The organism is Nocardia pneumoniae NBRC 100136 (assembly GCF_000308755.1).
GTDB lineage: Bacteria > Actinomycetota > Actinomycetes > Mycobacteriales > Mycobacteriaceae > Nocardia > Nocardia pneumoniae.
Genome location: NZ_BAGF01000024.1, coordinates 12,227 through 36,737, shown reverse-complemented (window position 1 = coordinate 36,737; position 24,511 = coordinate 12,227). Strand labels below are relative to the sequence as shown.

Sequence of the window (24,511 nt, the reverse complement as noted above, 5' to 3'; positions counted from 1 at the left end):
TGCCGTCTGGACGAAACCGGTCATGCGATCAAGTGCCGACGGGCTCGGGCGCGCTGCCGCGGGGAGGTGTGGAGCTTGCGGCCGCGACGTCCTCCCCCGGCGCGTCGCCGACCGGCTCGTGACTTTCAGCGCTGGAACCCGCCGAAGTATTCCGCGGCGCGAGATCGGACCAGCGCGTGACGTGCGCGGCACAGCGGGACAGGTCCGGGCCGACCGCGGTCGCGCGCATCTCCAGATCGCGCCGCTCGACGCCGTCCTTGCTGCGGTACTCGTGCGAGCGCAACTGACCGTAGGCGATGATCGGGTCGCCGCGGCGCAGGGACGCGTCGACACCCGCCACCAGCCTGCGCCAGCAGCTGACGGTGAGATACAGCGTGCCGTTGTCCACCCACTGCCCCGAGGTGTGATCGAGCCTGCGGGAATTACTCGCCAGCCGGAACGTGACCACCTGTTCGCCATTGGTCAGGTCCCGCTTGATCGGATGAGTAGCGATCGTCCCGATGACGGTCGCGTTCGCCTCGTACATTGTCACACCCCTTCGCATTCGGGTCCGGGCTGGTCCGGATTTCCTCCCCCTCCAGGAGGGCCCCTTCAGCGTGCTCGGAATCCACCCACGCCGGGAGACCCGATCCGCGATTGTGCACAACTATCCGACGTGTGAAAATGAGATGTTTCATACATGCCGGGTCAGAACACCGCCACGTCGGTGTTCGCACCGCACAGGACGACGATCGGTCGTTCATCCGGCGCGGGGACGTACACGCCGCTGTGAATGGCGGCCAGCGCGGTGGCTCCGGTCAACTCGACCAGGATGCGGAACTCGCGCCACAGGTACTCGCGCGCCGCGCCGATCGCGTCCTCGCTGACCAGCAACGACCGCACACGGTTGCGGCGGGCGACATCGAGCGCGATGTCACCGATCCTGGTCGGGCCGAGCGAATCCACGGTGACCCGGGACCCGACCACATCCACGGGACTGCCCGCCTCCAGCGCCGCACCGAGGATGGCGGCGCCCTCTGGCTCGATCCCGATCACCTGCTGACGGCGCCCGAGCGCGGCCGCGACCCCGGCGACCAATCCGCCGCCGCCCACCGCGGCGAGCACCGGCGGTCGTCCTCGCACCTGCTCCTCGAGCTCCAGCCCGAGCACGCCGATCCCGGCCACCACGGCGGGCAGATCGTAGGCGTGCAGCAGCAGCGCGCCCCGATCGGCGGCGAGCTCGGTCGCGTGCCGCCGCGCCTCGGCGTAGCTGGTTCCGTACCAGAGCACTTCGGCGCCGTGCGACCACATCGCGGCCACCTTGGCGTGCGGCGCGGTCTCCGGGACGACCACGGTGCAGGACTTGCCCAGTCGCGCGGCGGCCAGCGCGGCCGCGATGCCAGCGTTGCCGCCGGACGCGATGACGACCTGGTCGTTGTCCTGCCCCGATTCCAGCAGCGCGTTCAGGCTGCCGCGCACCTTGAAGGTCCCGGCGTGCTGCAGGTGCTCGAGCTTCAGCGTCACCGGCACCGGACCCGACGGGCTCTCGACGGACGTGTGGAAGACCGGGGTTTTGCGGATCTGCCCGGCCATCCGCCTGCGCGCGATTCGCACGTCCGACCGTTGCACCCGCCCGATCGGTCTGTGTGGGGAGACCGTGGTGGCGCGTTCACTCACTTACGCACTTCTCCATCTCGCTTGGCCAGTTCGGCGAACATGGCGTTGTGTGCGGCGAGGGCGGCGTCGTTGTCGCGTTCGGCGGCTCGATCGGTGCGCTGCGCGAGCCGCTGGTCGCTGCGGGACCATTGGATCAGCAACGCCAGCATCACCACCACCAGGGGAACCTCGCCGCTTGCCCAGGCCAGGCTGCCGCCGGTGCGTTGGTCGCCGAGCAGATCGGCGTTCCAGCCGAGGCCGAGGCCGCGGTAGAACCAGCCACCCAGCACCGTCGCCATGCTCATCAGCGCGATCCCGAAGAACGCGTGGAACGGCAGCGAGCCGAACACCATGGCCAGCTTGGTCAGCGGCTGCACTTCCCTGGGTTTGGGATCGATGCCGATCACCACCCAGTAGAACAGGTAGCCGCTGAGCAAGAAGTGCACGTTCATCAGCAGGTGCGCCGCATGCGAGTCGGCGTAGGTGTCGAAGATGCCGCCCAGGTACAGCGCGTAGAAACCGGCGACGAAGATCGCCGAGGCCACCACCGGGTGGGTCAGGAAACGCGATACCGGGTTGTGCACCGCGGCCAGGAGCCATTCCCGCGGACCCGGCACACCGCCGCGGCCAGCGGGCTTCAGCGCCCGCAGCGCCAGCGTCACGGCACCACCCAGCGCGAACAGGATCGGCGCCAGCATCGACAACGCCATGTGCGCACCCATGTGCACGCTGAACATCGCGGGCGAATACCGGCCGACCCCGGAGGAGGTCGCGATCAGCAGCACCACGCAGCCGGACAGCCAGGCGAGCGTGCGCCCGACCGGCCACGCGTCCCCGCGCGCACGCAGCCGCCGCACACCGAGCAGATACAGCACCGCAAGCACGATCGACAGCGTTCCGAAGATCAGGTCGAACCGCCAGTCGAACAGCAGCCGGGCGACGGTCGGTGGCCCGGCCAGGTTGTAGCCGAGTTCCACTTCCGCCGGGGTGGGGACCGAGTCCGGTGGTGGCGGCGGCGTGCGCCCGAGTCCCACCGCGAGGCCGACGGTCGCGGCGAAGATCAGCACCTCGACGCCCGCGTATCGGATCAGCGCGGCACGATCGCCGGCGTCCGCCGCCAGAGCGGGCAGCGCGGCGCGGCGCTGGAGATAGCCGAACACGCCCAGCAGCACCAGCGCCGCGGCTTTGGCCAGCACGAGCCTGCCATAAGTGCTGGTGAACAGCTCGTCCAGCGGTACACGGACCCACGAGTTGAGCACGCCGCTGACCGCGATCACGGCGAAGGCGACGGTCGCGGTCAGTGAGAAACGCCGCGCCGCCACGTCGGTGTACGCCCCGCCGCGCAGGGCGTGCGCCAGCACCGCGAACAATCCGCCGACCCAGACCGCGGACGAAACCAGGTGCAGGATCAGACTGTTGGTGGCGACGTCGTGCGATCCACCCGAGGACGAATGCCCGGTCAACGCCAACGGCATCATTGTGATGATCGAGGCGCCGAACAACGCGGGCGTCCAGCCCCAGCGCAACGCCAACCTGCACCCGACCGCGACGACCAGCGCGAAGATCACGGTGGTGCGCCAAGCGCCGGCCAATTCGATCTGCGCGATCGCCCGCCACAGACTCTCCGGCCGGAGGATGTCGGTCACCGGCTGGCCCGTGGTGTCGGAGACGGTCAGCGGCACGAGCAGCGCGGCGCAACACGCCCAGACCAACGCGAAATTCGATGCCCTGCGCACTGCGCGGTATCCGCCGACGTCCAGCAGGCCGTTCGCCTGTGGCGGCACCAGGAACGCCGCGAACAGCAGAGAGCCGACCGTCAGCGCCGCGGAGAGATCGGCCAGCGCACGGACCGCGGGCAGGCCGTAGGTGGTCGACGCGCCCGGGTCGGGAATGCCGAGCAAGCTCAGCGCCTGCGCCGCGGACAGCCCCACCACCAGCGCCGCGACCACGGCCGCGATGGCGCCGGACAACGCCGTGACCGCCGCGAATGTCGCCCCGGGCCGGGAAGCCTCGGCATCGGGTGCGGCGGACGGGGCAGACGCGGACGACATGCGATCGAGCGTAGTTCGGCTGGTATTCCGTGGCCCGGTCGGGTTTGGGCGGATATTCTGGGCCGCGGATCACCACAGTGCGTCGACTACGGTCTCGGGGTGGCTGAAACGTTGCTACTGCTAAGAAACTGGCGACCTGGACGGTCGCTATAATTGGCCCGCTGGACAGCACGGCCAATGTCGGCCATGGTGGAACCCACTGCCTCCGTAGCTCAGTTGGATAGAGCAAGGGCCTTCTAATCCCTAGGTCGCAGGTTCGATTCCTGCCGGGGGCGCAACAGCACTGGTGACCTGCAACGATGCCGGTCCCCAGTGCTATTACCCGCTCGCCGCGAAACTCAAACACCCCAGAAATCTTCGCCGGGCCGCCCGCTCGCCGGGTGAGTGGTGCGCAGACCGGCCCGGCTTTGCCGAGACCTTCGCGAGCCGGTTGCGGGCGGCACGCCGCCGCACTCGCGACAGGCGCTGTGCGTACCGGAGGACCGATCGTCGTGGACGTCCGCGACGAGGCGCCCCACCCGGACCAGCCGCCACCACGGCGTGACGGCGCACGAACCCGGCGGCGAGGTGACGAGCTCGTCCCGGCCCCACGGAAGCCGGGCGATCGGCTGATGTGCTTCAAGGCGAGCGAGGGCAGGCGACTGCGCCACTGCCTAGGGTGCAGGGCCCGGCTCATCGGTGCCGGATTGCGCTGCCGCCTCCGGAAAGAACTTTCGCAAAAACGCGGCAGCGACATTCTCCGGCGCGGCCAGCGCCTCGAGCGCGCGCCGCGCTTGCTCGAGGGAAACCTGAAACTCCCTGGTACGTGGGTCCGATGCGCGCTCTTTCATCGCCCATTGGGTCAAACTCAGGCCGACGTGGGCGGCCAAGTCCTTCTGAGACATTTTCCTGCGCTTGCGCGCGGCTGCGATCCACGCGTTGGGGTGCGGGAATTTGGTATCGGTCGGATCGGGTAGGTCGTCAAGCTCTGAGCTGTCGATCGGCCGGGACCACGGAGTGGTACGCGACGGCTCGGGGCGATGGGTGGAATCAGCCGGGTCGAACGCTCCGGTCCGATTGCTCGAGCGTGACCACGGCGTCGACTGATCCTGGGGGCGGGTCCCGATGAGCCCGGATGGGCGATCGCCTTCCTCTGGAGCCTGTGTCGTCACCATGCTGGGGTTCGTCCCGGTCAGCGTGGCGATCGTCGCGGCCGAAGCATCCTGGGCGTGCCGCCATGCGTCGATGGCCGCGGCCTCCGCACCGCGTACGGGTGGCTGTTCATCCGCGTCGGCGGACTCGTGCGGCCGACTGCCGATGAACCCGTCCGGCCGGTCCGGGCCGGACGGCGTGATGGTCTCGTCGGACAGCGTGGGGGGCTCGTAACCGAGACCGTCGATGCGGCTGCCGATGTAGCCGTCGGGCCGGTCTTGCGTGGTACCCGGACGATCGTGTGGCCGACCGAAGATGACGACCACATCATCGGTGTCGGGGTGGAACAGGACACCGTCGGACTCGGATACCCATCTGGTCATCCGCTCGTGGAAGGCCTTGAACACCGGCGCAACCTGTTCAGGTTCGGCGCCTGGGTCACAGTCGCGGTACTGCACGATGATGTGCGCGCCCTGACGATATACGACTACGTCGACGTGTCCGGGCGCTCGGCGCAACGGGCCCAGCGTCAATGGCACCCGCACCTCGTCGGGGCTTTGGGTGATCATTCCGCTATCGGTCCGCACCCAGAAACGGTCGTCGTACGCGCGGAAGGTCGCCTCGATGCTGTTCAGCAGGCCCCACTTGCGCATCGTGAACAGATCCGGCAGCGATGGCAGTTCGCCCTGCCACAGTCGGCCGAGGGATTCGTTGTTGAAACCGGTGTCGGTGAGGTCGAATCCTCCCCGCATCAGCACATCGCGTAACTGGGTTGTGCACATCGGGTCGGACAGGCCGCCCAATACATAGGGAGACAGTTGCCCAACCGGGCGGCCGTCCTCGTCGGTGTAGACCACGCCCCAGCCGGCCGCCTCCTCCCCCATGGCAGCCAGCACGTGCATTATGTCGGCGTGCTCGCTCTCACCGACCATCCGGCCCCACCGGTCCATGACAAAGGAAATCCCTTCTTTCCCGGTCCGTAGTGGTTCCAATGACATACCTTGCGGCGTGAGGAACTGTCCGTCGTGCACGCCGAGCACCCGAGGCCGGAAATTCGTGCCGATGACTTCCCGATAGTCGTCATCGGTGAACGGTTCCTCGGACGTCACCGGATGCGAGTCATAGGCGGGCCGAATAGGTCTCGGCATTTCCGAACCGTGGCGGGCCAGGATGTCGAGGTCAGCTACGACCCGGGTCACCATCTGCGGCAGGAGTGGATTTTCCTCGAGCCCGAGAAGAGTGCTCGACCGCATCTCCGATGCCACGGCGTCGGCCGCGTATGCCATGGTTTCGTGAATATCGATGCGCAGCTGAAGTAGCGACAAGCCCGCGTCGGCGGCGGGCCGGGACGATCCGAGACGCTCCACCGCAGCCGCGACCGCCTGGTCTACGTCGCGAAGCCGATCCATTGCCTGCTCGACATCTCGGGTTCGGGTCAGGAAATACAGTGCCGCGCGGTAGGCATCCGGAATGTACTGCGTGGCCGCCGCGCCGAAGTCGCGGTCCGAGCCGGCGAGCGCGCGCGTGAACTCGGCTGCCTTCGCCGGCAGCGATCGCAGTGACCGGATCAGTTCCGAATCCCAATCGCCGCCTTGGTGTTCGGTCAGGAACGCGTCGGCGACTCCTGCCCAATCCGTTGCGTCGACCCCGGCGGCCTGGTCCAGCTCGGCGGCCACCAGCAGCCGCTCCGGGAATCGGGTCAGCAGGTCGAGCAGACCGTCGGGATCATCGGCGAAGGCCGATGGCAGCGCCGCTGCCATCGGCAGCGCTCCGATGATGTGGAAGACGGCGGCCGCGGCGTCGGCTGCGGTCTTGGCATCGGTGATCGACGGTCCAGTGCTGCTGTCGGTGAGCCGCTGCCATCGCTCGGCCACCAAGGCGATCTGTGCTCGTGCCGTCCCGATGGCCACGTCGACCGCGGGTGGCCGCCCGCGATGCACGGCTGCCACATGAGCCGACGCTTCAGCCTGCTTTTCGGCGAGGAAACGCTGTAGTTCACCATCCGACAGCTGAGCGGCCCAGTCAGTGAGTCCCTGGTGCGTGGCATGCACCGGATCCGGCATCGAGCGCTCGTCCCAGACGGCTGGATCTTCTTCGAATGGCTGCCGACCGACCGGCTCCGGTGTGGAATCCGACGGGCGGCTGCCGATGTAGCCGTTCGGTGGACCTTCCGGTGGTGGTGTCGAGGGTGCGGACGCCGCGGGTATCGGTAATCCGCTTTCGGCGACCTCCGCGCGCAGGAGTGCGAGAGCTTCCGTCTTTCCCGTCCATATCTCGCCGACGTCCATCCTGAGCACTTCGCGCATCCGGGCGGAACCGGTCACGCCCCAGACCGCGAGGCGTATTCCCGCCTCGCCGGTCTGCCGCACGAAATCCTCGGACAGCAGCGGGTATGGGATCGCGATACCGGTAGCCCCCGCACGGCGCGCATCGTCGATGATGGCGTCGATCCTGTCGGCCCCCGGCCGCAGCGCGCGAGCCATCCAGCCGGCGGCGACACGCATCCCCTTGCTGACTACCGTCAACGTGTTGACTATCGCCACGCGCTGCCAGTCCGGCGCAAATTCCTCGGCTGCCGTCAACACCCGGAGGTCGAACGCGTGCAGCTCCCCGCGTATGCCGTGTCGCTCCAGCGTGGCCGCGATCTCCGCCACCTTCGCCCGGACCTCCGACTCGGACCAGGCGGGCCCCGCGGCCACCTCCACCGACAGCACCGCATCCTCGAAGGCTGCCGACCGGCACATCACGTCGAGGGCAGCCATGTCCGCGGCAGCCCGGCCCACCTCCACGACGATCGCATTCACCCCGATCGTCAGGGCGTCGGCACACGCCCGCCCGGCATCCGCGAGCCCGGCTTTCCCGAGTCGCACCGCGAGCCTGGGTCCCACCCGGGCTGCGTCGGACTGACCCGCCGCCGCTTCTGCTGCCTCGACCGGACCCGACGGCAGCTTGCCGACCCCATCGATCGCCGCAGGTCCCGGCAGGTCACGGCGGGAGGGGTGATCGCCAGGTGCGGCGAGTGCCGCGTCCAATTGCGGCGCACGGCGATCACGGGCCGCGTCGACCACCGTCGCTCGGATGCGGTGCATCACCGTCGGATTGTCGACCGTAGGCCGGTGCTGCTCCGTCGGCACCTCATCGCCCCGCCCGGCAAGACACCACGCCGCATGCCGCAACGACTCCGTGGGCTGTGCGGCACCGACCAACGAATACTCCAGGTACTCGCCGTGCCCGTCGAAGGGAGCCAGCGAATACGGGAAACCGCGTTCGGCACGCAATCGCGTCGCATTGGTGTCGGTGGCCGGATCGGTGCCCAGCCCGAATGGCCCGTCACCGAGCAAGCGGCCCCGCGTATCGGGCGCATCCCCGCCGAAACCGGTGACCGGGTCGTCGGACTGGGCCAGCACCCAGGCGTAGCGACAACTGGCGTCCGTGGCGCTGTCGAACCGTAGACCGCGCCCGGGCGAGCCCATGACCACGCCGTGTTCGAAGATGCCGTCCAACCGGCCACCGACCCCGCCTTCGGCAACGACCGGGGTCCCGTAGCTGTAGCCGAGCTTCGACATTCTCGCGTTGGTCACCGCACGCGACGCCAGCACGTCGCGGGCGAACAGCCTGCCACCGGCCTCGGCCAGTTCGGGCCTGGAGGCCCAGGCTTCCTTGTTGTTGGCGGGCGCTTCGTAGCCGATCCAGCACACCACGGCGACCTTGGCGGAACGGTCCGCCCGCACCAGCTCCTCGTACAAATTCCGCGCACTGCCCAGGCGGGCCGGCGCCGACTGCAACCGGGTGTTGACACCGTCCACATACCAGACCACATGGTCGGCGTCCTCGAGCCGGCAGTTGCCGATGACGAACGCGCCGGATCCGTTGCCGCCGAACGCCTCCGGATCCAAGGCCAGTGTGGCGACGACCGGCCGAGGGATGTCGCGGTGCACAGTGACCGAACGGGTGAGCGCCTCGCCGACGGCGTACAGGTTCCGGAAAATCTGGCGCTCGGTCCGACTCGCGTTCTTCCTGCCTTTCGCATGGAGATCGGAGATGGTGGCATATCGCCAATAGTCGTTCGCGTAGTTCGCCACCTCGGACGGAAATCCCGGGGCGTTGCCCACGATCCCGGGGTGGACCGCCACGACCGCGCGCTGCTGGTCGCGGTGCAGCGAGTCCCACCACCGTTTGTTGTCGGCCGCAAGCCGACCGGCCCTCGTGAAGTCGTCCGGCAGACCTCGATGCAGCAGGACTTCGGGCCTCGCACCTGGGCCGCCGCGCTTCTCGATCGCGCTCCGGGCGAGAGCGGCGTCGCTGCCGGTCTCGCTCAACGTGGGCATGCCGCTGTGTGGGTCACGCGGCAGGATGTCGGCGTAGACGGACTCGGTCTGCTCATCGACGGCGCGTTCGATGCATTCGGCGAAGCGGATCCACCCATCCTGCATGGGATCATGGCGCGCGACCCGATCCGGAAGACCGGCCAGGATGCGACCCATACTTTCCAGCGACTCCGTCGGCGCCTTGGTGCGATCGTCGACGTACAGGAGGAATTCGTCGTCGATCGGCTTGCCCGCCTCGAACGGCTCCTTCTCGTATCTCTGCGCCCTATGGCGCATATCCTTCAGCACGGTATTCGTCCGTCCCGCATCGCCGGTGGGAAACCGGCACGCGAATTGCACGCCCGGCAAATCCTTTGGTTTCGCGGGGCTGCTCGCCCGGGATGCGATTCCGTAGTACACGTCGGTGGACGATGCGATGCCCGCCAGTGCATCACTCATGGTCGCCAGATTCGACTCGCCGCAGACCACCACCGTGTCGACGGTACGGGCGGCCCACTCGTGCGCCAGAGCCTTCTTCGCGGGTCGACCGCCGTTGCCGTGGACAACCAGCTGGCGTTCCGGCCGGACCGCCGGATGCGGCGCTGATCCGGTGCCCACGTCAGCAGACAACGCCGCCATATCGCCGGCTAGGCGGTGACCGTCGGTCCCGGACCACACCACGACCCGGACCGGACGCTCCGGGTTCTCCCGCACCGCGATCTCATAATGGTTGGACGCCAATTGCATTCGCTGATCGAGGCGGCGTAGATCGCGGTCGGTGCCGTCCACCTGCCACGCCTCCGCGACGGGGTCTGCGCTGCCGAACGAGATCACGATCGAGCCGGCACCCGGGTTGTCGGCATCGAACCGCTCGAGCAGCACCGTCGGCGCAGGCATTCCTGGCGTCTGGACCGTCGCGGCCCGCTGGCCCGCCCGGATCAACAGGTCCTGGACATTCAGCAGATACTCCCGCAGCGCCCGCTCCCGGCCCTTCGGCCGGGTCGTCACCGCCGCGGTCTCCAGCGCGTCCCACGTTTTCGCGAAATCCCAGCGATTGGCCTGGTCGCGCACATTTCGCGGGAATCCGCCTGCCTTCCCGACGAATTCGGGCCACACCCGCACCAGCGCTCGCACCTCGTCCACGCTCAGATTCCGCGCCCGGCGCGCGTTCTCGGCAGCGTGCTCCGCACATTCCTGAGCGGCGGCCACTGCGCGTTTCGCGGTAGATCTCCGCCACCGGTACACCAGATCTTCCGGACTCGCTCCGGGACCCCAATGCTCCCGCAACACCCGAGCGGCCCGCATACGCATCTCGGGATCGGGCGGGGTGTAGGTAGGAAGTCCGGCACGCACATCGACCGGCCCGATGACATCGGCGGAGGTGTCCGCTCCGGCATGCCATGGCTGCCCTGCACGCGCCGGATCCACCGGCGCGTCATCCTCGGGTCGGCTGCCGATGAATCCGTCGGGGCGGGTGCTTCGTCGCTCGTCGGCCCGCGCTTCGCCGTCCCAGCCGGGATAGAAGCGACTCATGAACGCCGTGGCGATATCGCCCGGGACGTCCAGTCCGGCGAGTAGGCGCAGCGCGTAGTCCGGGCTGATGCCGAATTCGCCGCGGGGGTTCATCGCCCGCTCTTTCTGGTTCAGACCGGTCAGGCCGACACCTGCGCGCGCGGCCAGCTCCGCGCGAGACAGTCCCCTACTCGTGCGAGCGGCGATGATCCAGTCCTTGGGATGGCGGAACCGGTCGGACCGGGGATCGGGAAACTCGACGTCTTCGCCCGAGAAGTACACTCGGAGAACTGCCCTGGCCACCTCGTCGGGAGCACCCAGACCTTCGAGCAGACGCACCGCCATAGTCCGTGTGATCGTCACGCCCCGCTCCAGCGAACCGATATATTTCGCCGATTTCGGCACGCCCATGCGAGCAGCCAATCCGGCCTGAGTCAATTTGCGAGCCAGGCGGGCAGCCTTCAACCACCGCCGGAACGGATGGGTGGCGTCCGGGGTGGGCCACGCCGCTGTGGGAGCCGGCCCGTCGGCCGGATCGGAGGCGAACTCCTCGGCCGGCAACCGCTTCGGGTCCGCGACGCCGGGCGACGCGGGTATCGCGCGCGGTTCCACTGTGCCGGCCACCATCTCGGCCGTTTCTCCCTCGCCGCCGACACCATCGTGCGCATCACTGTCCGAGAGCCGCGACCATGGCGTCGTCCCCGGCAGCTCCTCCGATCCCGGACTACCGGAGGACTCACCCGGTTCGGGTGGTTTGCTCCCGATGAATCCGCCCGGCCTGGTCGTGCCCTCCCCTGGCGCGGAATCGCCATGCGACACCGATGAATTCGGAGGCTGATCCGGCTCCGCCCTCGACGTGCTCCACGGCGTCGGCCGGTTCTGCTCGCTCGTGGTGACATCGGCGGGTTCACGATGGTCGAACGCACGGCGCAATCGTGCGACCGCATCGGCGAGAATGTCTGTCGCGGCAGCGGCCGGCAACCCCAGCCGCTCGGCGGCGCGAGCCAAGGGCATGCCCTCCACCAGATGAATGATGACCAGCCGCTCCGCGATGGCGGGGTCGGCCATGTCGGCCAGTGCGGCGCGGACGGTCATCGCGAAGTCGGTGTCGGAGAACCCTGCTCCAGCCGGATCGGCGATCTCGCGACGCAGCGGGCCGGACTCGCCGCTCATCGGCTCATCGGCCCGCAGCGTGGGTCGGTCCAGAATTTCTCGCGCCAGCACGACATCGGCCACGCTCAATCGCAATGCCCGTGCGATCGCCGCGTCATCGAGAACCTCGCCTCCGGCGACCATCCTGCCGATCTGAGCACCTACCGTGCTCACCATCTTCCGTGTGCGATTATCGAGGTCCGGGAATTTGCGTTCGAGACGGAAGCGGAAAAGCGCTCCGCGGCAGCTGGCCCAGGCATGAGCGGCAAACGATGCGGAGGGGATATGGCTCGCGATCGCGGTGAGAGTCGCGATGCGGGCGACATGAACCGCTTCTTCGCGGATCTCCGGTGATTCCCGACGCGCCACCGCATTCGGAACCCAGGCAAACTTTTCCAGTATTTCATCCTGGACTTCACGCTCTTCCCGGGATCCTACCCGGGCTACCACATACCGCTGGAACAGCTCTTCTTCCTCGCGATAGCCGGATCGCTCGTAGCGCTCGGCGTAGAAACGCTCGACTATTTCCAGCAACACATCGCCACCGACGCCCAGCGCCCGACACAGTTGCCGCAATTTCCTCAACCGCGGAAGATAGCGATTGTTCTCGATACTGGAAAGAGTGCTGCGAGGCATCCGGGCTCGCCGCGCGAGCTCGGTCGCCGACATTCCTTCGTCGTAACGCAGCGCCGCGATCCAACGCCCCAGCGATCCGTGTGCAGCGGGATCGATATCCGCGGTGATATCCGGGTAGAAATCCCGCACCGCCTGGATCAGCAGGCCACCCGAGACTCCCAGCGCCCGGCAGATTCGCCGGAACGTGCCGAACCGCGGTCGCCGATTCTCGGTCTCGACCTGTGCCAGGTACTTCGTGGACAGACCGGTCGCACGGGCGAGTTCGGCGCGACTCATGTCCTGGTCGTGACGCAGCGCGGTGACCCACGTGCCGAGGTCGTGTGCCGCCGGCTCGAGGTCGAGATCGATATGCGGATAGAAGCGCCGGGTTGCCACCCGCAGTAGTTTGTCGTCGATGCCCAGAACGTCGCAGATTCGCCGGAAAGCCGCGAACCTCGGCACGTAATTTCCGGTCTCGATATGGCCGAGATGACCCCAGCCGGGCCCGATCGCTTTCGCGAGCTCGGTCCTGGTCATATCCCGGTCGTGACGCAGAGCCACGATCCAGCTGCCGGGTGATGCGGGATCGTGCGTGGCCGGATTCAGGTCGAGTTCGAGATCCGGATAGAAATGGTGTGTGGCCGTGCCGAGGAGTTCCGGCGCGATTTCCAGTGCTCGGCAGATCCGCCGGAAGATGATCGAGCTCGGGGTGTATTCTCCGCCCTCGATTCCGGCGAGGTATCCTGCCGACGTGCCCGCGGTTCGTGCCAGCTCGGCCTGGGTCGTGTCCCGGCCGTGCCGCAGCGCCATAATCCAGTTACCGGGTGCGGCGGGATCATGCGCCGCCGGATCGAGATCGAGCACGAGATCCGGGTAGATGCTTCGCGCAGCCTCCGCCAGCGCCTGCTGTCCCAGGCCCAGTACTCGAGCGATCCGGAAGAAAAGGTTCGGTGGCGGGCGATTCCCGTTCTCGATCTCCCGGATCCGCGTCGGCGTCACTCCGACCGCACGTGCGAGGCCCTCCCTGGTCATGCCCTGGTTGTTGCGATGCGCGGCGATCCAGCCATCCGGCGAATCATCCGCAGTAGCATCGGTCTCCAGCTCGACATCCGGATAGAACCGCCGAGTGGCCTCGGTCAGCGCCTCGCCCCCGACTCCCAGCACGCGGCAGACCTGCTGAAAAGTGCCGAGCGACGTCCGTCGTCCATTCTCGATATTGGACAGTGCGGCATTGGTCAGGCCCGCGGCTTGCGCGACGTCCTTCTGCTTCATCCCCTGTTCGAGCCGCAACGCCTTCAGCCACGCGCCCCGAGAGGCGTCCAACGGATCGGACTGCTCCCTGGGACGGCTGCCGATGAATCCGGGCGGACGGTCACCCTCGCCCGCCACCCTCCGCGCGTCCGCGCGACCCGCGGCGTCCGACTGACCGGCCCGCTCGAGCGGTCCGCTGCCGATGGATTCATGGTCGCCCGTGTCCGGCTCGCCCCCGACGACAGTTACCGGGCCCGGCGACAACCGCAGCACCGTGCCGTGCCGGTCGATGGCCAGTACTTCGCGCAGGTTCGGGATTGGGTGCCGCCCCAACGCCAGACTCAATTCGACCGGGTCAGCGACCGAGTCGGCCAGGTTCACCACGACCCGCTCGGCCTGGCGTTTCACGTGTACCTTCCGGCGGATTTCGAAGCAGATATTGCTGACCTTGCCGGTAGTCGGTGAGTAGCAGTCGAAGATCCGGGCTTCGATACGGAAGTCGGGCAGACGCGCACCGGATTCGACAGGGTGCTGCTCGACCCGAAAGCCTGCCCGAGCGAGGACCACCGCCGCCTCGTTCTGCCGCTGCAAGCCCCGCTGTGCTTGCAGGAAACCGGGCGGCACGTGGCCGGGACCGAGAACCGGGACGACGGCGTCCGATCCGAATGGCACCGCCTCGGGATCGGGATCACGAGACGGCCGGGTGAGGTCGGCGTCGCCCACCCCCTCCGGGTGCGGGTCCGAGGCCGAAGTTGTTTGGGCGCTGACCGGCTGGACGATGTACGCGCATCGGGTGACGTTATAGCCGTTGAATTCGGAATCGCTCGGATCGACCTGTACCGGAGTCAGTTTCGGGCGCTCCGCGGCCAGGTGCCCGAACAACACGGGGCGATTTGTCGCGGCACCGCCGGAGCGGCCGTCGATGACGATGGCCAGGCCACGCCCACGTGCCGCAGCGATGCCCTGCGCCCAGTCGATGAATTTGCGGTAGAAATCGGCGACGGAGACGTGGTTGATATACGTTTCCAACGGGTTGAGACCGCGCACGAGGAGGATGGGTTCGCCGGATGCGCTCGTGGTCTCGATGAGGAGTCCGGCCCCGGCCAGCGCGGTGCGTCCAGGGTCGTCGGGATTCCGGACCATGATGACGGCCGTCATATTCGGCATAGCCGCGGCAACCGAAGGATACTTACCCGCCCAACAGGCGCTGGCGATATGTCCGGAAAGTTCGATCAGCGGGCCCCTCGTCGGAACGAACTGCAGCCGAGTGGTATCGCTCGAAACTCCGACGCCCTGGGTGCGCAAAATCGCTTTGCCCAACGCCGCTACACTGGTAATTCGACGGAATGTGTTCGCGCCCTTTCGATTCGAGAAGTACTGTGCGAACACCTCCTGGTTGGTGATGTGCTCGATGAAATCGTGGACGAGACTGACCTCCTCCAGCGTAGGTTCGCCGGACCCGAGACTTCCCAGCCTGTCGACCCATTCTGGGTGCTGGTGCATCGTCCAGGCGAAACAGATCGTCCGCAGGTCGTCATGCAGTTCGCCGACGCGTGCCAGTCGCTGAAAATTCTGTTCGAAATCCCGCAGGGAACGCAGCGCTGGGAAATCCTGCGCACCTTCGGCCTTGGGCGCGACGAGTTCCTTCAGCTCCCGCGCCCTGGCCACCATATTCCGGCGCGCGATGTCGTTCATGGGCGAACCGTCGGCCAGTGTTCCCGAGCGGATGGAACGCTCCAATGACTCGATGTGCTCGGCGATGCCACGGCCGAGCTTTCCGAGCAGATAGGTGAACGGCCGCGGTTCGTCGGTCAACGCCGCGCGCGCGTCCCGCAGATTCTCCGACAGGCTTCCGAAACGTGTCAGCAGGTCCTCGGTCCATTGCGGCCCGGACGCACTGTCGCGAGTCCGCAGTTTCGCGACCTCGAGCACGCCGCTGGGCCGATATTCCGTTGGCATCGGTGCTATGCGGCCTTCCGCCGCCGCCCGGTCGTGGTTGCCGAGCAGTTCACGCAGGGATTCGACGCCGCGGGGGCCCCACCCCGAGTCGTCGTAGTGGGTGACGGCCATCAGCAACAGGGCGAGGAATTCCGAAGACTGTACCTTCGCCAGGTTCGCGGCCGATATGCTCGCGCTTCTCACTTCGGTCACGAAGGAGCGCGCGATCTCTTTCAACTCGCGGATGCCCGCGTCGCCCGTGTGCCGCAGCCCGAGCGCCTGTCGCTCGGCTCCCCGGGCAGCGGCGTCTGCCACCAGATCGCGAACGCATCGGGCGAACTCCGGCGTCACGTCGGGGACGAATTCCATCGCGGCGCGTATCACCGGCGGTCGCTGGCTGGCAGGTAGCTCACCGACCTTCTCCACGTAGCGGGTGAAATCGCCGCCGTGCGGCCCGGCGAGGTAGATTTCCTCCACGTCACGCAACCGCTGCGCGGTGAAGGTCACCTCCGAACTCACATGTTTTGGGATGTTCGCGATTTGGCCCGCCTCCAGGAACAGATCGGCGAACTTCTGCCTGGCTGAACCGGGGGAGAAATCCTCGAGAGCGAGCAGGAAGTCCCAGGCTCGGTCTTGGGAGGTCACCTCGTCACCACGGGACGAGCCGCCGGCGATCACCCGGCCGATGTCAGCGATCTGCGTCGGTGACACATATCTGCCGAACCCCTGGAGCAAATCTGCATCCACTGTGTCGGCCGGTATCTCCGCAATCCGGCGCAGTTCCCAACCGACACGGTCGAGATCGGCCGCAATAGATTTCGACATCCTTCTCGCGACGTAGGGCGCGAAGTGACTATTGTTTCGATGGATCTTTCGCAGCGCGGCGGCGACCTGGGGTCCGACCATGAATTCGATAGCGTTTCCGATGGTGGCGCCGGTCCACTGCGTGCTCTGCACCATTTCGAACAGGATGGCTTCCGACATCGGAGTCAGAATCACATCCACGATATCGGGATGAGCGGCGAGAGCGATCCGCATGTCCTGCAGACGCAGACAATTGTCGAGCCGGTCACGGTCCCCATCGTCGGCGTAGACCTCGGCCGTCATTTTGCCTAATTCGAAGTCATCCGCGAGGTGGCGAAAAAAACCGGCGATCTTCTCCTGGTCATCGGCCGTTCGTCCGGCCAACCGCCGGGTCAGCCGCTCGATATCATCGATACTCGACGAGAGGCGGGATCCGGCCCGCGCGACTTCTGCTGCGGCATCCGCCGGTGGCGGCACCCGATCGAACGCCTCCAGTGCGGAGGAGAAGCTCTGCGCGAACTCGCCGTGCACCTGACGGTTGACGATTCGGACGTTCAGCTCACCGTGGGTCAGCCACTGGGCGTCGGCGAGCTGCCTCCCGTCGGCACCCGCATCGGTCCGCTCGGACGCCTCGATCGCGGCGATGCCGACTGCCGTGCTCTTCGACAGAGCCGTGGCCTGCACGTTCAACTCCGCTGCCTCGCGCGCGGACGGCAATCGCCACAAGCCCGGCCCACTGTCGCCAGAGATATCCTTGACCACCAGGAACCGCTCGACACCTACCGCATCGACATGCCTCGCCAGCACACCGGCATCCGGCGACCGGACACCGGGAAAGCGCTGCCCGACAAACCCGGCGACGTCCTCGCCGGAGCGGCCATCCTGGTCAACGAGCCCGCGCATCCGGTCGACACGGGCCGTTCCGAGGTCCTCCGCTCGCACCACAGGGCTTCCCGGAAGCCCGTATTCCACAACCGGTTTCAGCCGTTGCACCGCGTAGCCCGCGGTACGGAGTTCGTCGCGCAGCTCGATATTGCGCAGCAGCATGTCGGTCAGGGCGTCGTCGTGACGGCCTTCCTCCGCGATCACCACGACGGTACGACTCGGCAGCAGGACGGTGTTCGGCGTCACCCACCGGGCGCCGGGGTGGCGCCGCACCACATCGGCGGCGACCGCGGCGACGGCGGCGTGATCCTGCGCGTCCTGCTCGGCCCACCACTGCGCGACCCACTCGGCCAGCTGCTCGACCCGCGCGACCTTCTCGTCGATCGCCTGCTGCCAGCTCAGCCAGTCTGCGGAGACCTCGGCGGCGCCCGGACGCTGCGAGCGCGTGCGCCGCATCGACGCGTGTTGCCGGGCGGCGTGCTCGCGCAGGCGGGCGATTTCGGAGGACCAGCCCTCCCGGTTCAACAGTTCCGGAAACTGGACTCCGGTCTGGTGAGCCAGGGTGCGGCAGCGTACCTCCCAGAGGCGGCTCGGCCGAACGAAGGTCACTTCGACTTTGTGGTAGTCGCCGGGTTCGCCGTCCAGGTCGCCGACGACGACCTCGGTGAACCCTTTGCGCTCCGCCATCTTTCCGGTGAACGTGGCGCGCGCCGCGTCCTCCGGTGACAGTCCCCTCCGGATGCCCGCGTTGAATGTGTCGAGATTGTCGGTGAGGTGTAGGCGATCCCGCACCCAGTAGCCCTCGATGCCGTGGACGATATCGCCGAGCTGGTCCCACATGTCGTCGAACATCACCCCACCGGGCGGTGTGCCCTGGGATGTCTTCAAGACAGCGTGCAGGTTTCCTGCCAGACCGACCTCGCCCGACGCGCCGAGAGGGACACGCCTGTCATCGACACCGCCCTGTTCGGCCGCGTAGTAGTTCCGGTACCGCTGCACCGGCGTCGACACCACCCAGCTGGTCAGCCGCAGCATGGTGCGCTCGTACCACTGCCCGAAGCCTCGGTTTTCGAATTCGGCGGCGAGTGCGCCGAGGCGGTGCCACAACGACAGGATGTCGGCGCAGAGCGCGTCTTCGGGGCGTTCGCCGAGCACGGTCATACCGACCGGCGAATCGAGATACGTGGTCGGTACACCCAACACGGACGTCAGCCAGCCCAGTTCGGGTGTGCCGCCTTGCGCGGCCCGGCCTGCCCTCTCCGCATCGGCCGCAGTGAAACCCGCCGCAATGCGCTCGTACCAGGTCGGCTCGCGGTCGCGTCCCGCCGGTGGCCTGCTACCGATGCGGCCGTCCATGTAATCCGCGTCCGTGCCGCGAGTTTCCGGCTCGTCGTGCGGCATCGCCGGACCGGAGCCGACGTTCGACGACACCGTGTCCGGTTCGCTCGTATCGGCCGGGACCGAGCTGTCCGGTGACGAGCCGTCGCCGGGCGGGCGATAGCCGGCGAGCGCGAACTCGTTCCGCCGCAGCGGTGGGGCACGACTCGACCAGAGCGATGGTGGCGGGAGCCCGGGGTTCTGGGCGGCGACAGCGGAACGCTGTGTTGCCGAAAGGCGGGCGAGGGGTTCGCCCTTGTTGTCGAACTCGATGGCGAAAACGCCGCGATCGGCCTCCTTCAGTCGGTCGACGAACGCTTGCTGCTCGCGCCGCCACTGCTGGAACGGGACTGCCTTGTTCAATAGCGCTGGCCGGCCAGCCAGATCCGCCGGGGTGATCGGAGCCTCTCCGGGGGCAGCCGCGATGTCCAGGACGACCAGGTTCGGGGCATCTGCCCGGTCACTGTCGTTGACCAGCAGCACCAGGTGGCTTTCGACTTGCCCCTTGTTCAGCCACTTGTAGACCAGCGCCTGGCTACCGCCGGGCCGGTCTTTCAGGGTTTCGGCGGCCTCGTCCAGCGACCCGAATGCCCGGAAGGCACCGCCGAAGGCCCGCTCGGTGTCTTTGGCGTCGTGGCCCCGCAGTGGCATGTCGTCCGGCATGTGGTAGGCGTGCTCGTTGTCGGGGTACAGCACCCGCATCATCGTCACGCCGTTGTTGACGCAGCTCTTCGGGCTGCGCTGGTGGATGGCGACGGCGAGGTCGAGCAGGGCGGCGACGGCCAGGTAGCTGGAGGCGGCGAAAACGACGAGTTCGGTGGCCGGATCGTCGGCGGTTTCGGTGCGGGTGAGCAGGCGGGCGATCGCGTCGGCGAGCACGTCGCGGACGGTAGCGGCGTTCACCTCGGTGGCGGGAACCTCCAGCAGGGCCGCCAGCTCTGCGCGGGCCGTGTCGACGGCGGCGCCGACCTGGCGCACGCCCTCCGCGCCGCCGACCTGGGCGGATTCCCAGCCGAGTTCGGCGGCAAGCCGGTTGCGCTGCGGCGTCAGATTGTTCAGCGCTTGCTCGTCGGTGAGGGTGTCCGCCCGCAGCACCGCCGCGGGCGGGGCGTGGTCGAGGTGCTGGTTCAGCGCTTCAACGGCAGCGGAGGAGACGCCTGCTCGTTCCAGCAGTCGGCTCAACGGGTCGTCGTCATCGTCGGTGTCGAACACAGCCGCGGCCGCCTGGACCGATGCTGGGATCCCCAGCCATCCGGCAAGCCGCGCGAACCGGTCCCCCCGCAGGTGCGGCTGGACGACGTCAGGCCCGGCGTGCACGGCCTCCATCGTGGGACGGTCCATATCCGCCCCGACACGGTCGATATCCGCCCCGACACGGTCGGTATCCGCCCCGGCTCGGCCGGTGTCTGCCCCGGCCTGGCCGACACCCGCGCTCTGGGCGGTGCCCGGCCCGGTGTCGAGGAGGCCCGCGGCGGTGGTGGTCGGGGGCGAGGCGGTAGCGGGAGCTCCTGCGGTGGGAGGCGCATGGGCCTGGTTGGCGCGGCGCATCGCACGCTCCAGATACATGCGGTCGGCCGCGTCGTTCTGCAGCGGAGACGTCAGGCTGCGCATCTCCCGCTCGGCCGCGGCGACATCGGCCGCGGTGGCCGCGACCTTCGTCCGCGCCGCCTGCACGGCCTGTCCCGGTTGCGCCGCATCCGTATTGCCCACCTGGCGGACCGCTTCGCTGTATTCGGCGGTGGCCTCGGCGTGCTTGGCCACCGCGGCCCGATAGTGGGTGACGGCGACCCGCGCACCGTGCTGCTGCGCCTCGGTGTAGAGGCGGTCGGATGCGGCCACGTTGAAACAGAAGCTGCCGTTGCGGCCATTGCGGCCCGCGCGCGCCGACCACTGATGGTCCTCGTCCGGATTGGTCGGCGAGCGCCCCAGCATGTGCGCGTGCACCCCGCCCAGCTGATCGACCTCGTCGCTGATCGACACGTCGAAACCTCTGCCGAGCATCCCCGTGCCGACGGTTACCGCGCCCCGGACGCCCGCGGTGTCCTTGATCGACAGCAGGTGTTCCTCGGCGGCATTGTTGTCGCGGTGCTCGGCGAACCACCGGGCGTCGATCGCATGGTGTTCCACGTCCGCCTTGGTCAGCATCAGCGAGAATTTCCGAGCCAGATCGTTGAACGGGCAGATCACCAGCACCGGCCGCCCCTCGGCCTGCAACTGCCGCACCCGGTCCACCGCGTCCCGCAATTTCTCCGGCTCGGTGAGGAAGATCCGATCCTCCTCCCCCACCAGTTTCGACCGGCCGAAGTCCTCCACCTTCGCCAAACCACCCTCGACCGGGAAATTCTCCTTGATCTCCGCCGCGGTCCGCTCCAGCGTGCCCGACATCAGATGCAATTGTTCGTACCCGCCGAGTACGTCCTCCACGGTGACCTGTTTCGATCCCGTCCCATCGGAATACACCGGGGCGCCGAACATTGCCTCCACCATTTTGTGGCGGCCCCCGAACCACCGGCTCTCGGTGCCGATCTTCGGATCGCTTCGCGGCTTCCCGTACTCGTCCAGAATCTGTACCTTCTTCTCGGAATCGTGTCCGAAGACCTGGAAATCCCGATTCAGTTTCAACCGGCCCGCCTTGACGTCCAGGAAGGCCCGGGCCATCTCGGTTTCCTCGGCGGTGAATTTCCGTCCGGCGTAGCGTTCCCACAACCGACTCACCGTGTCGAGGCACTGCTCGGGTTGCTCGCGCAGCAACCGCGCCGTCAGCGTCCGCGCCGCCCCGACCTCCTCCGCCGACAGCGCTCGTACCGCCCCGGCCTCCTCCGCCGTCAACGGCCCATCGTGGAGTGCCTCTTCCAGATGCACCGACAGGTCCTTCGCCGACGTGGTTCGGCTGCGCAACACGGCTTTCAGGAAGTCACGCACCCGGTACACCCCGGCGGCCTCCACCTCGGAGGCGAGCTCCCGCTGTCCCTCGGACTGGTAGTGCACCGTCTGGTTGTGCACCAGCACCGCGTCCGCCTCATCGATGGTCGCGGTCTTCCCCGGCGGCGGCCGGTCGAACAGCTCGGCGGTCGCGCGCTCGTCGTAGGTCATGTAGTACACGGTCGGGCGGTCCACCTCGCCCGGCGGGTTATGCGGATCCCAGCGCGCCACCTCGTACCCGAGACTGCGCAGCATCGGCGCGAATTCCCGGACCCCCTCGTTGGCCAGCACCTCGGTCGTGGTGATCACATGGTGGACCCGCACCGGCTTGCCGCTCGCCTGCTCCACTGGCTCCCCGCGCGACAATTGCCGCAACGTATCCAGCGCACCGACCATGGACTTGCCCTGGCCTGTACCCATCTGACGCATGAACCCGTGCTCGCCGAGCAGGAACGCTTTGATCTGATTCCACCGCGGCGTCTTCCCGGTACCCTCGCGCATCGCGTCGATGTATCGCAGCAGCGACTCGGCCCGATCACCGTGCTCCATCGCGTGCCTGCGCTGTTCCCACGACTCCCCGGCCAGCTCCTCCTGCCGCTGCCGATACAACGCCAGCGCCTTCTTCGCCGCAGCCTTGAACTGCGTCTGCTGCTCGACGGTAAGGTCCTGTTTCGTCGCTGGATCCGCCGAGGGCAACCCCACCAGCTCCTGTGCCAGCTCCTCCGCCGGGCGGTCTGGTCGGTCGTGCACGGACGGGCGAGCGTCAGCGGGCAGCGCATCCTTGGCGTGCTCCACGGCCGGCGGTTCGTGCACCGGCGGTACGTCCGCGTGCTTCGGCGCCGTAACTCGGGCCGGGCCCGCACCACCAGCACCGTGGCGGCCGGACGCATTGCCCACCTCCACCGGTGAATCGACCTTCGCCGCCCCCGGCCCCGGCCGCGCAACCGCCGGCTCGTGCCCAGCCACACCGTCTCCGATCGGAGCCCGGGCGTTCCGGCCGCCACTGACCGCATGCGCGTCGTCGTCGCCGTCAGCTGCCGAATGCCGCGGTTGCGAACCGGAGTTGTCGCCACCTGTGCTCGACAACACCGCGCCGGAAGCGATACCACCGGCACCCTGCGCGCCACGAGCACCGTGAGCACCACCGGCGTTCGCATTGTCTCCACCGCCAGCGCCGTGTGCACCACCACCGGCCTGCCCACTGTCAGCTTGCGCACCGCCGGTCTGCCCGCCGTCCCCGGTTTGCGCATTGCCAACGCCACCGGCCCGCGCACCGCCGCCATCGTGCCCGCCACCGCCATGCGCACCATCACTGCCATGCGCGCGAGCACCATCCCGCGCATCATCATCGGCCTGCGCAGGATCACCGGTCTGCGCAGCGCCACTACCGCCCTGCACATCCGCACCGGCCTGCGCGCCCCCACCGGAGGGCTCCTCGCCACCGGCGGGAAGGTCTACACCGGGCTCTCGATCGCCAGCATGGTCGGCGGCTGCCCGGTCGCCTTGCCGCGCAGGCGAATCGGGCTCATCCGGTTGCGTGTCTGCCCCCGTCCGACCGTTCGGGTGTTCATCCGGGGCCGGAGCCTGCTCACCCGATCCCGAATCGGCGAGGCGCCGCGCCGGGTCTCGGGCCTCATCCGGCTCGTGCTGCCCATCGCCCGTCGCTCCCGGTGGGCCGGACGAAACCAGGTTCCCTTCAGGCTGCGCTGCTCCGGCACCCGTTGCGTCGCCGGGCGCGGCCCAGTCCGCGAGCTGCGGGATGGTGCCGCCGTTGCTGTCGCCCAATGCAGGCAGAGTAGGCGTCAGCGATTCCATACCCTGCGGAGCCCCCGCCAGCCGCATCACGGCATCCTTGCTGAGGCTCACCGTGGAAGGATCCGGAGGGACATAGGCCCCGCCGCCGTCGACCACCTCGCTGATCGGGGAACCGATACCCGGGTGGGCGCCACCGTGGACATCGACGACTCCGGCGAATCCGCCGCTGAGCAGCGACGCCAGGACGTCTTCGAAGTGTTCCGGCCAGCCCGTGATCAATGCCGCCGCACCCAAACCGGACATCGCGCCCGCGACCCCTTGCACCAGCCCGAGCGCCGAGCGGTTGGTCTCCAGCCGGGGAACCACCTTGGGCGCGAGCATGCCCGCGGCCATGCCGCCCACCGCACCCCCGGCGCCCGACACTGCCGCGGCTTCGACCGACTTCAGATCGATGCCCCTCGGGTTCTCTCCGTTCGGTCCCTTGACGGTCGGGTTCCGGTCGCCGGACCAGACTTGCCCGAGCTGTACGCCGAAATCCACACCCGCGGGCAGCGCGGCGGCCGTGCCTACCGCGAGAACGAACCGGTGCGGCCCCAACGCCGACAGCCGAGCCGCCGTTTTCGCCGCGCCCGCCTTGTAGGCCTGCTCCAGGCCCGCGCGCATCAGCGCGACCTTGCCTCGGCCCTCGATCAGCATCGACTCCACCACGGGAGCCGCCGCGACCTGTCCGGCCGGACCGGCCGCGGCGGCTGCCGACACCGTCGTGATGATGCGCCAGGCCAGCTCGACGCCGAAAGCGAACATCACGCACAGCGTCTTCTCCGCATCGTTGGCGGCCGCGTGCGCTTGATCGGCCAAGGCCAGTGCTTCCTCCCGCAGCCTGGCCGCGCCCTCTCGGTGCAGATGCAACACCTCGCGCACTCGGTCACCCAGCGCGCCGAGCGACTCCTCTTGCGCGAGGAGGTTTTTCGTGTCTTCCGCGTGACCGTTCATGGCGGCGGCCTTGGCCCGCAGCTCCGCGGCCATCCACCGCATCCCGGACACGTCGGCGCGCGGCAGGTCTCCACCGAAGACCACCAGTTCGATCGGGCGCCGCACCACGGGCGGCAAACCCTCGAACAATCTGCGCAGCTCCACGACCGGATTCAGCGACCACGAACTGTCCACGGGCACCGT

The 24,511-nt window shown here is 68.0% G+C and carries 4 protein-coding genes and 1 tRNA gene; 1 reads left to right on the top strand and 4 read right to left on the bottom strand.

Going from position 1 to position 24,511, the window contains the following annotated elements:
• Positions 1–28: 28 nt before the first annotated feature.
• From ON34_RS06360 to ON34_RS06350, 3 genes are all read right to left on the bottom strand, one after another.
• Positions 29–526, bottom strand: a complete 498-nt coding sequence (locus ON34_RS06360) for a single-stranded DNA-binding protein (protein WP_174372003.1) — start codon at positions 524–526, stop codon at positions 29–31.
• Positions 527–687: 161 nt separating this feature from the next.
• The gene (locus tag ON34_RS06355) at positions 688–1,656 is read right to left on the bottom strand and encodes a serine/threonine dehydratase (RefSeq protein ID WP_083889177.1); all 969 of its coding nucleotides are present in this window, start codon (positions 1,654–1,656) and stop codon (positions 688–690) included.
• A complete protein-coding gene (locus ON34_RS06350; RefSeq protein WP_040775494.1) occupies positions 1,653–3,686 on the bottom strand; it encodes a bifunctional copper resistance protein CopD/cytochrome c oxidase assembly protein in 2,034 nt (677 codons plus the stop codon). The genes ON34_RS06355 and ON34_RS06350 overlap by 4 nt, the downstream gene beginning before the upstream one ends.
• Before the next feature lie 201 nt (positions 3,687–3,887).
• Here ON34_RS06350 and ON34_RS06345 point away from each other — a divergent pair.
• A tRNA-Arg gene (locus ON34_RS06345) sits at positions 3,888–3,961 on the top strand.
• A gap of 378 nt (positions 3,962–4,339) precedes the next feature.
• On the opposite strand, the gene ON34_RS06340 is transcribed toward ON34_RS06345, so the two are convergent.
• Positions 4,340–24,508, bottom strand: a complete 20,169-nt coding sequence (locus ON34_RS06340) for a helix-turn-helix domain-containing protein (RefSeq protein ID WP_157172191.1) — start codon at positions 24,506–24,508, stop codon at positions 4,340–4,342.
• Between the last annotated feature and the right edge of the window lie 3 nt (positions 24,509–24,511).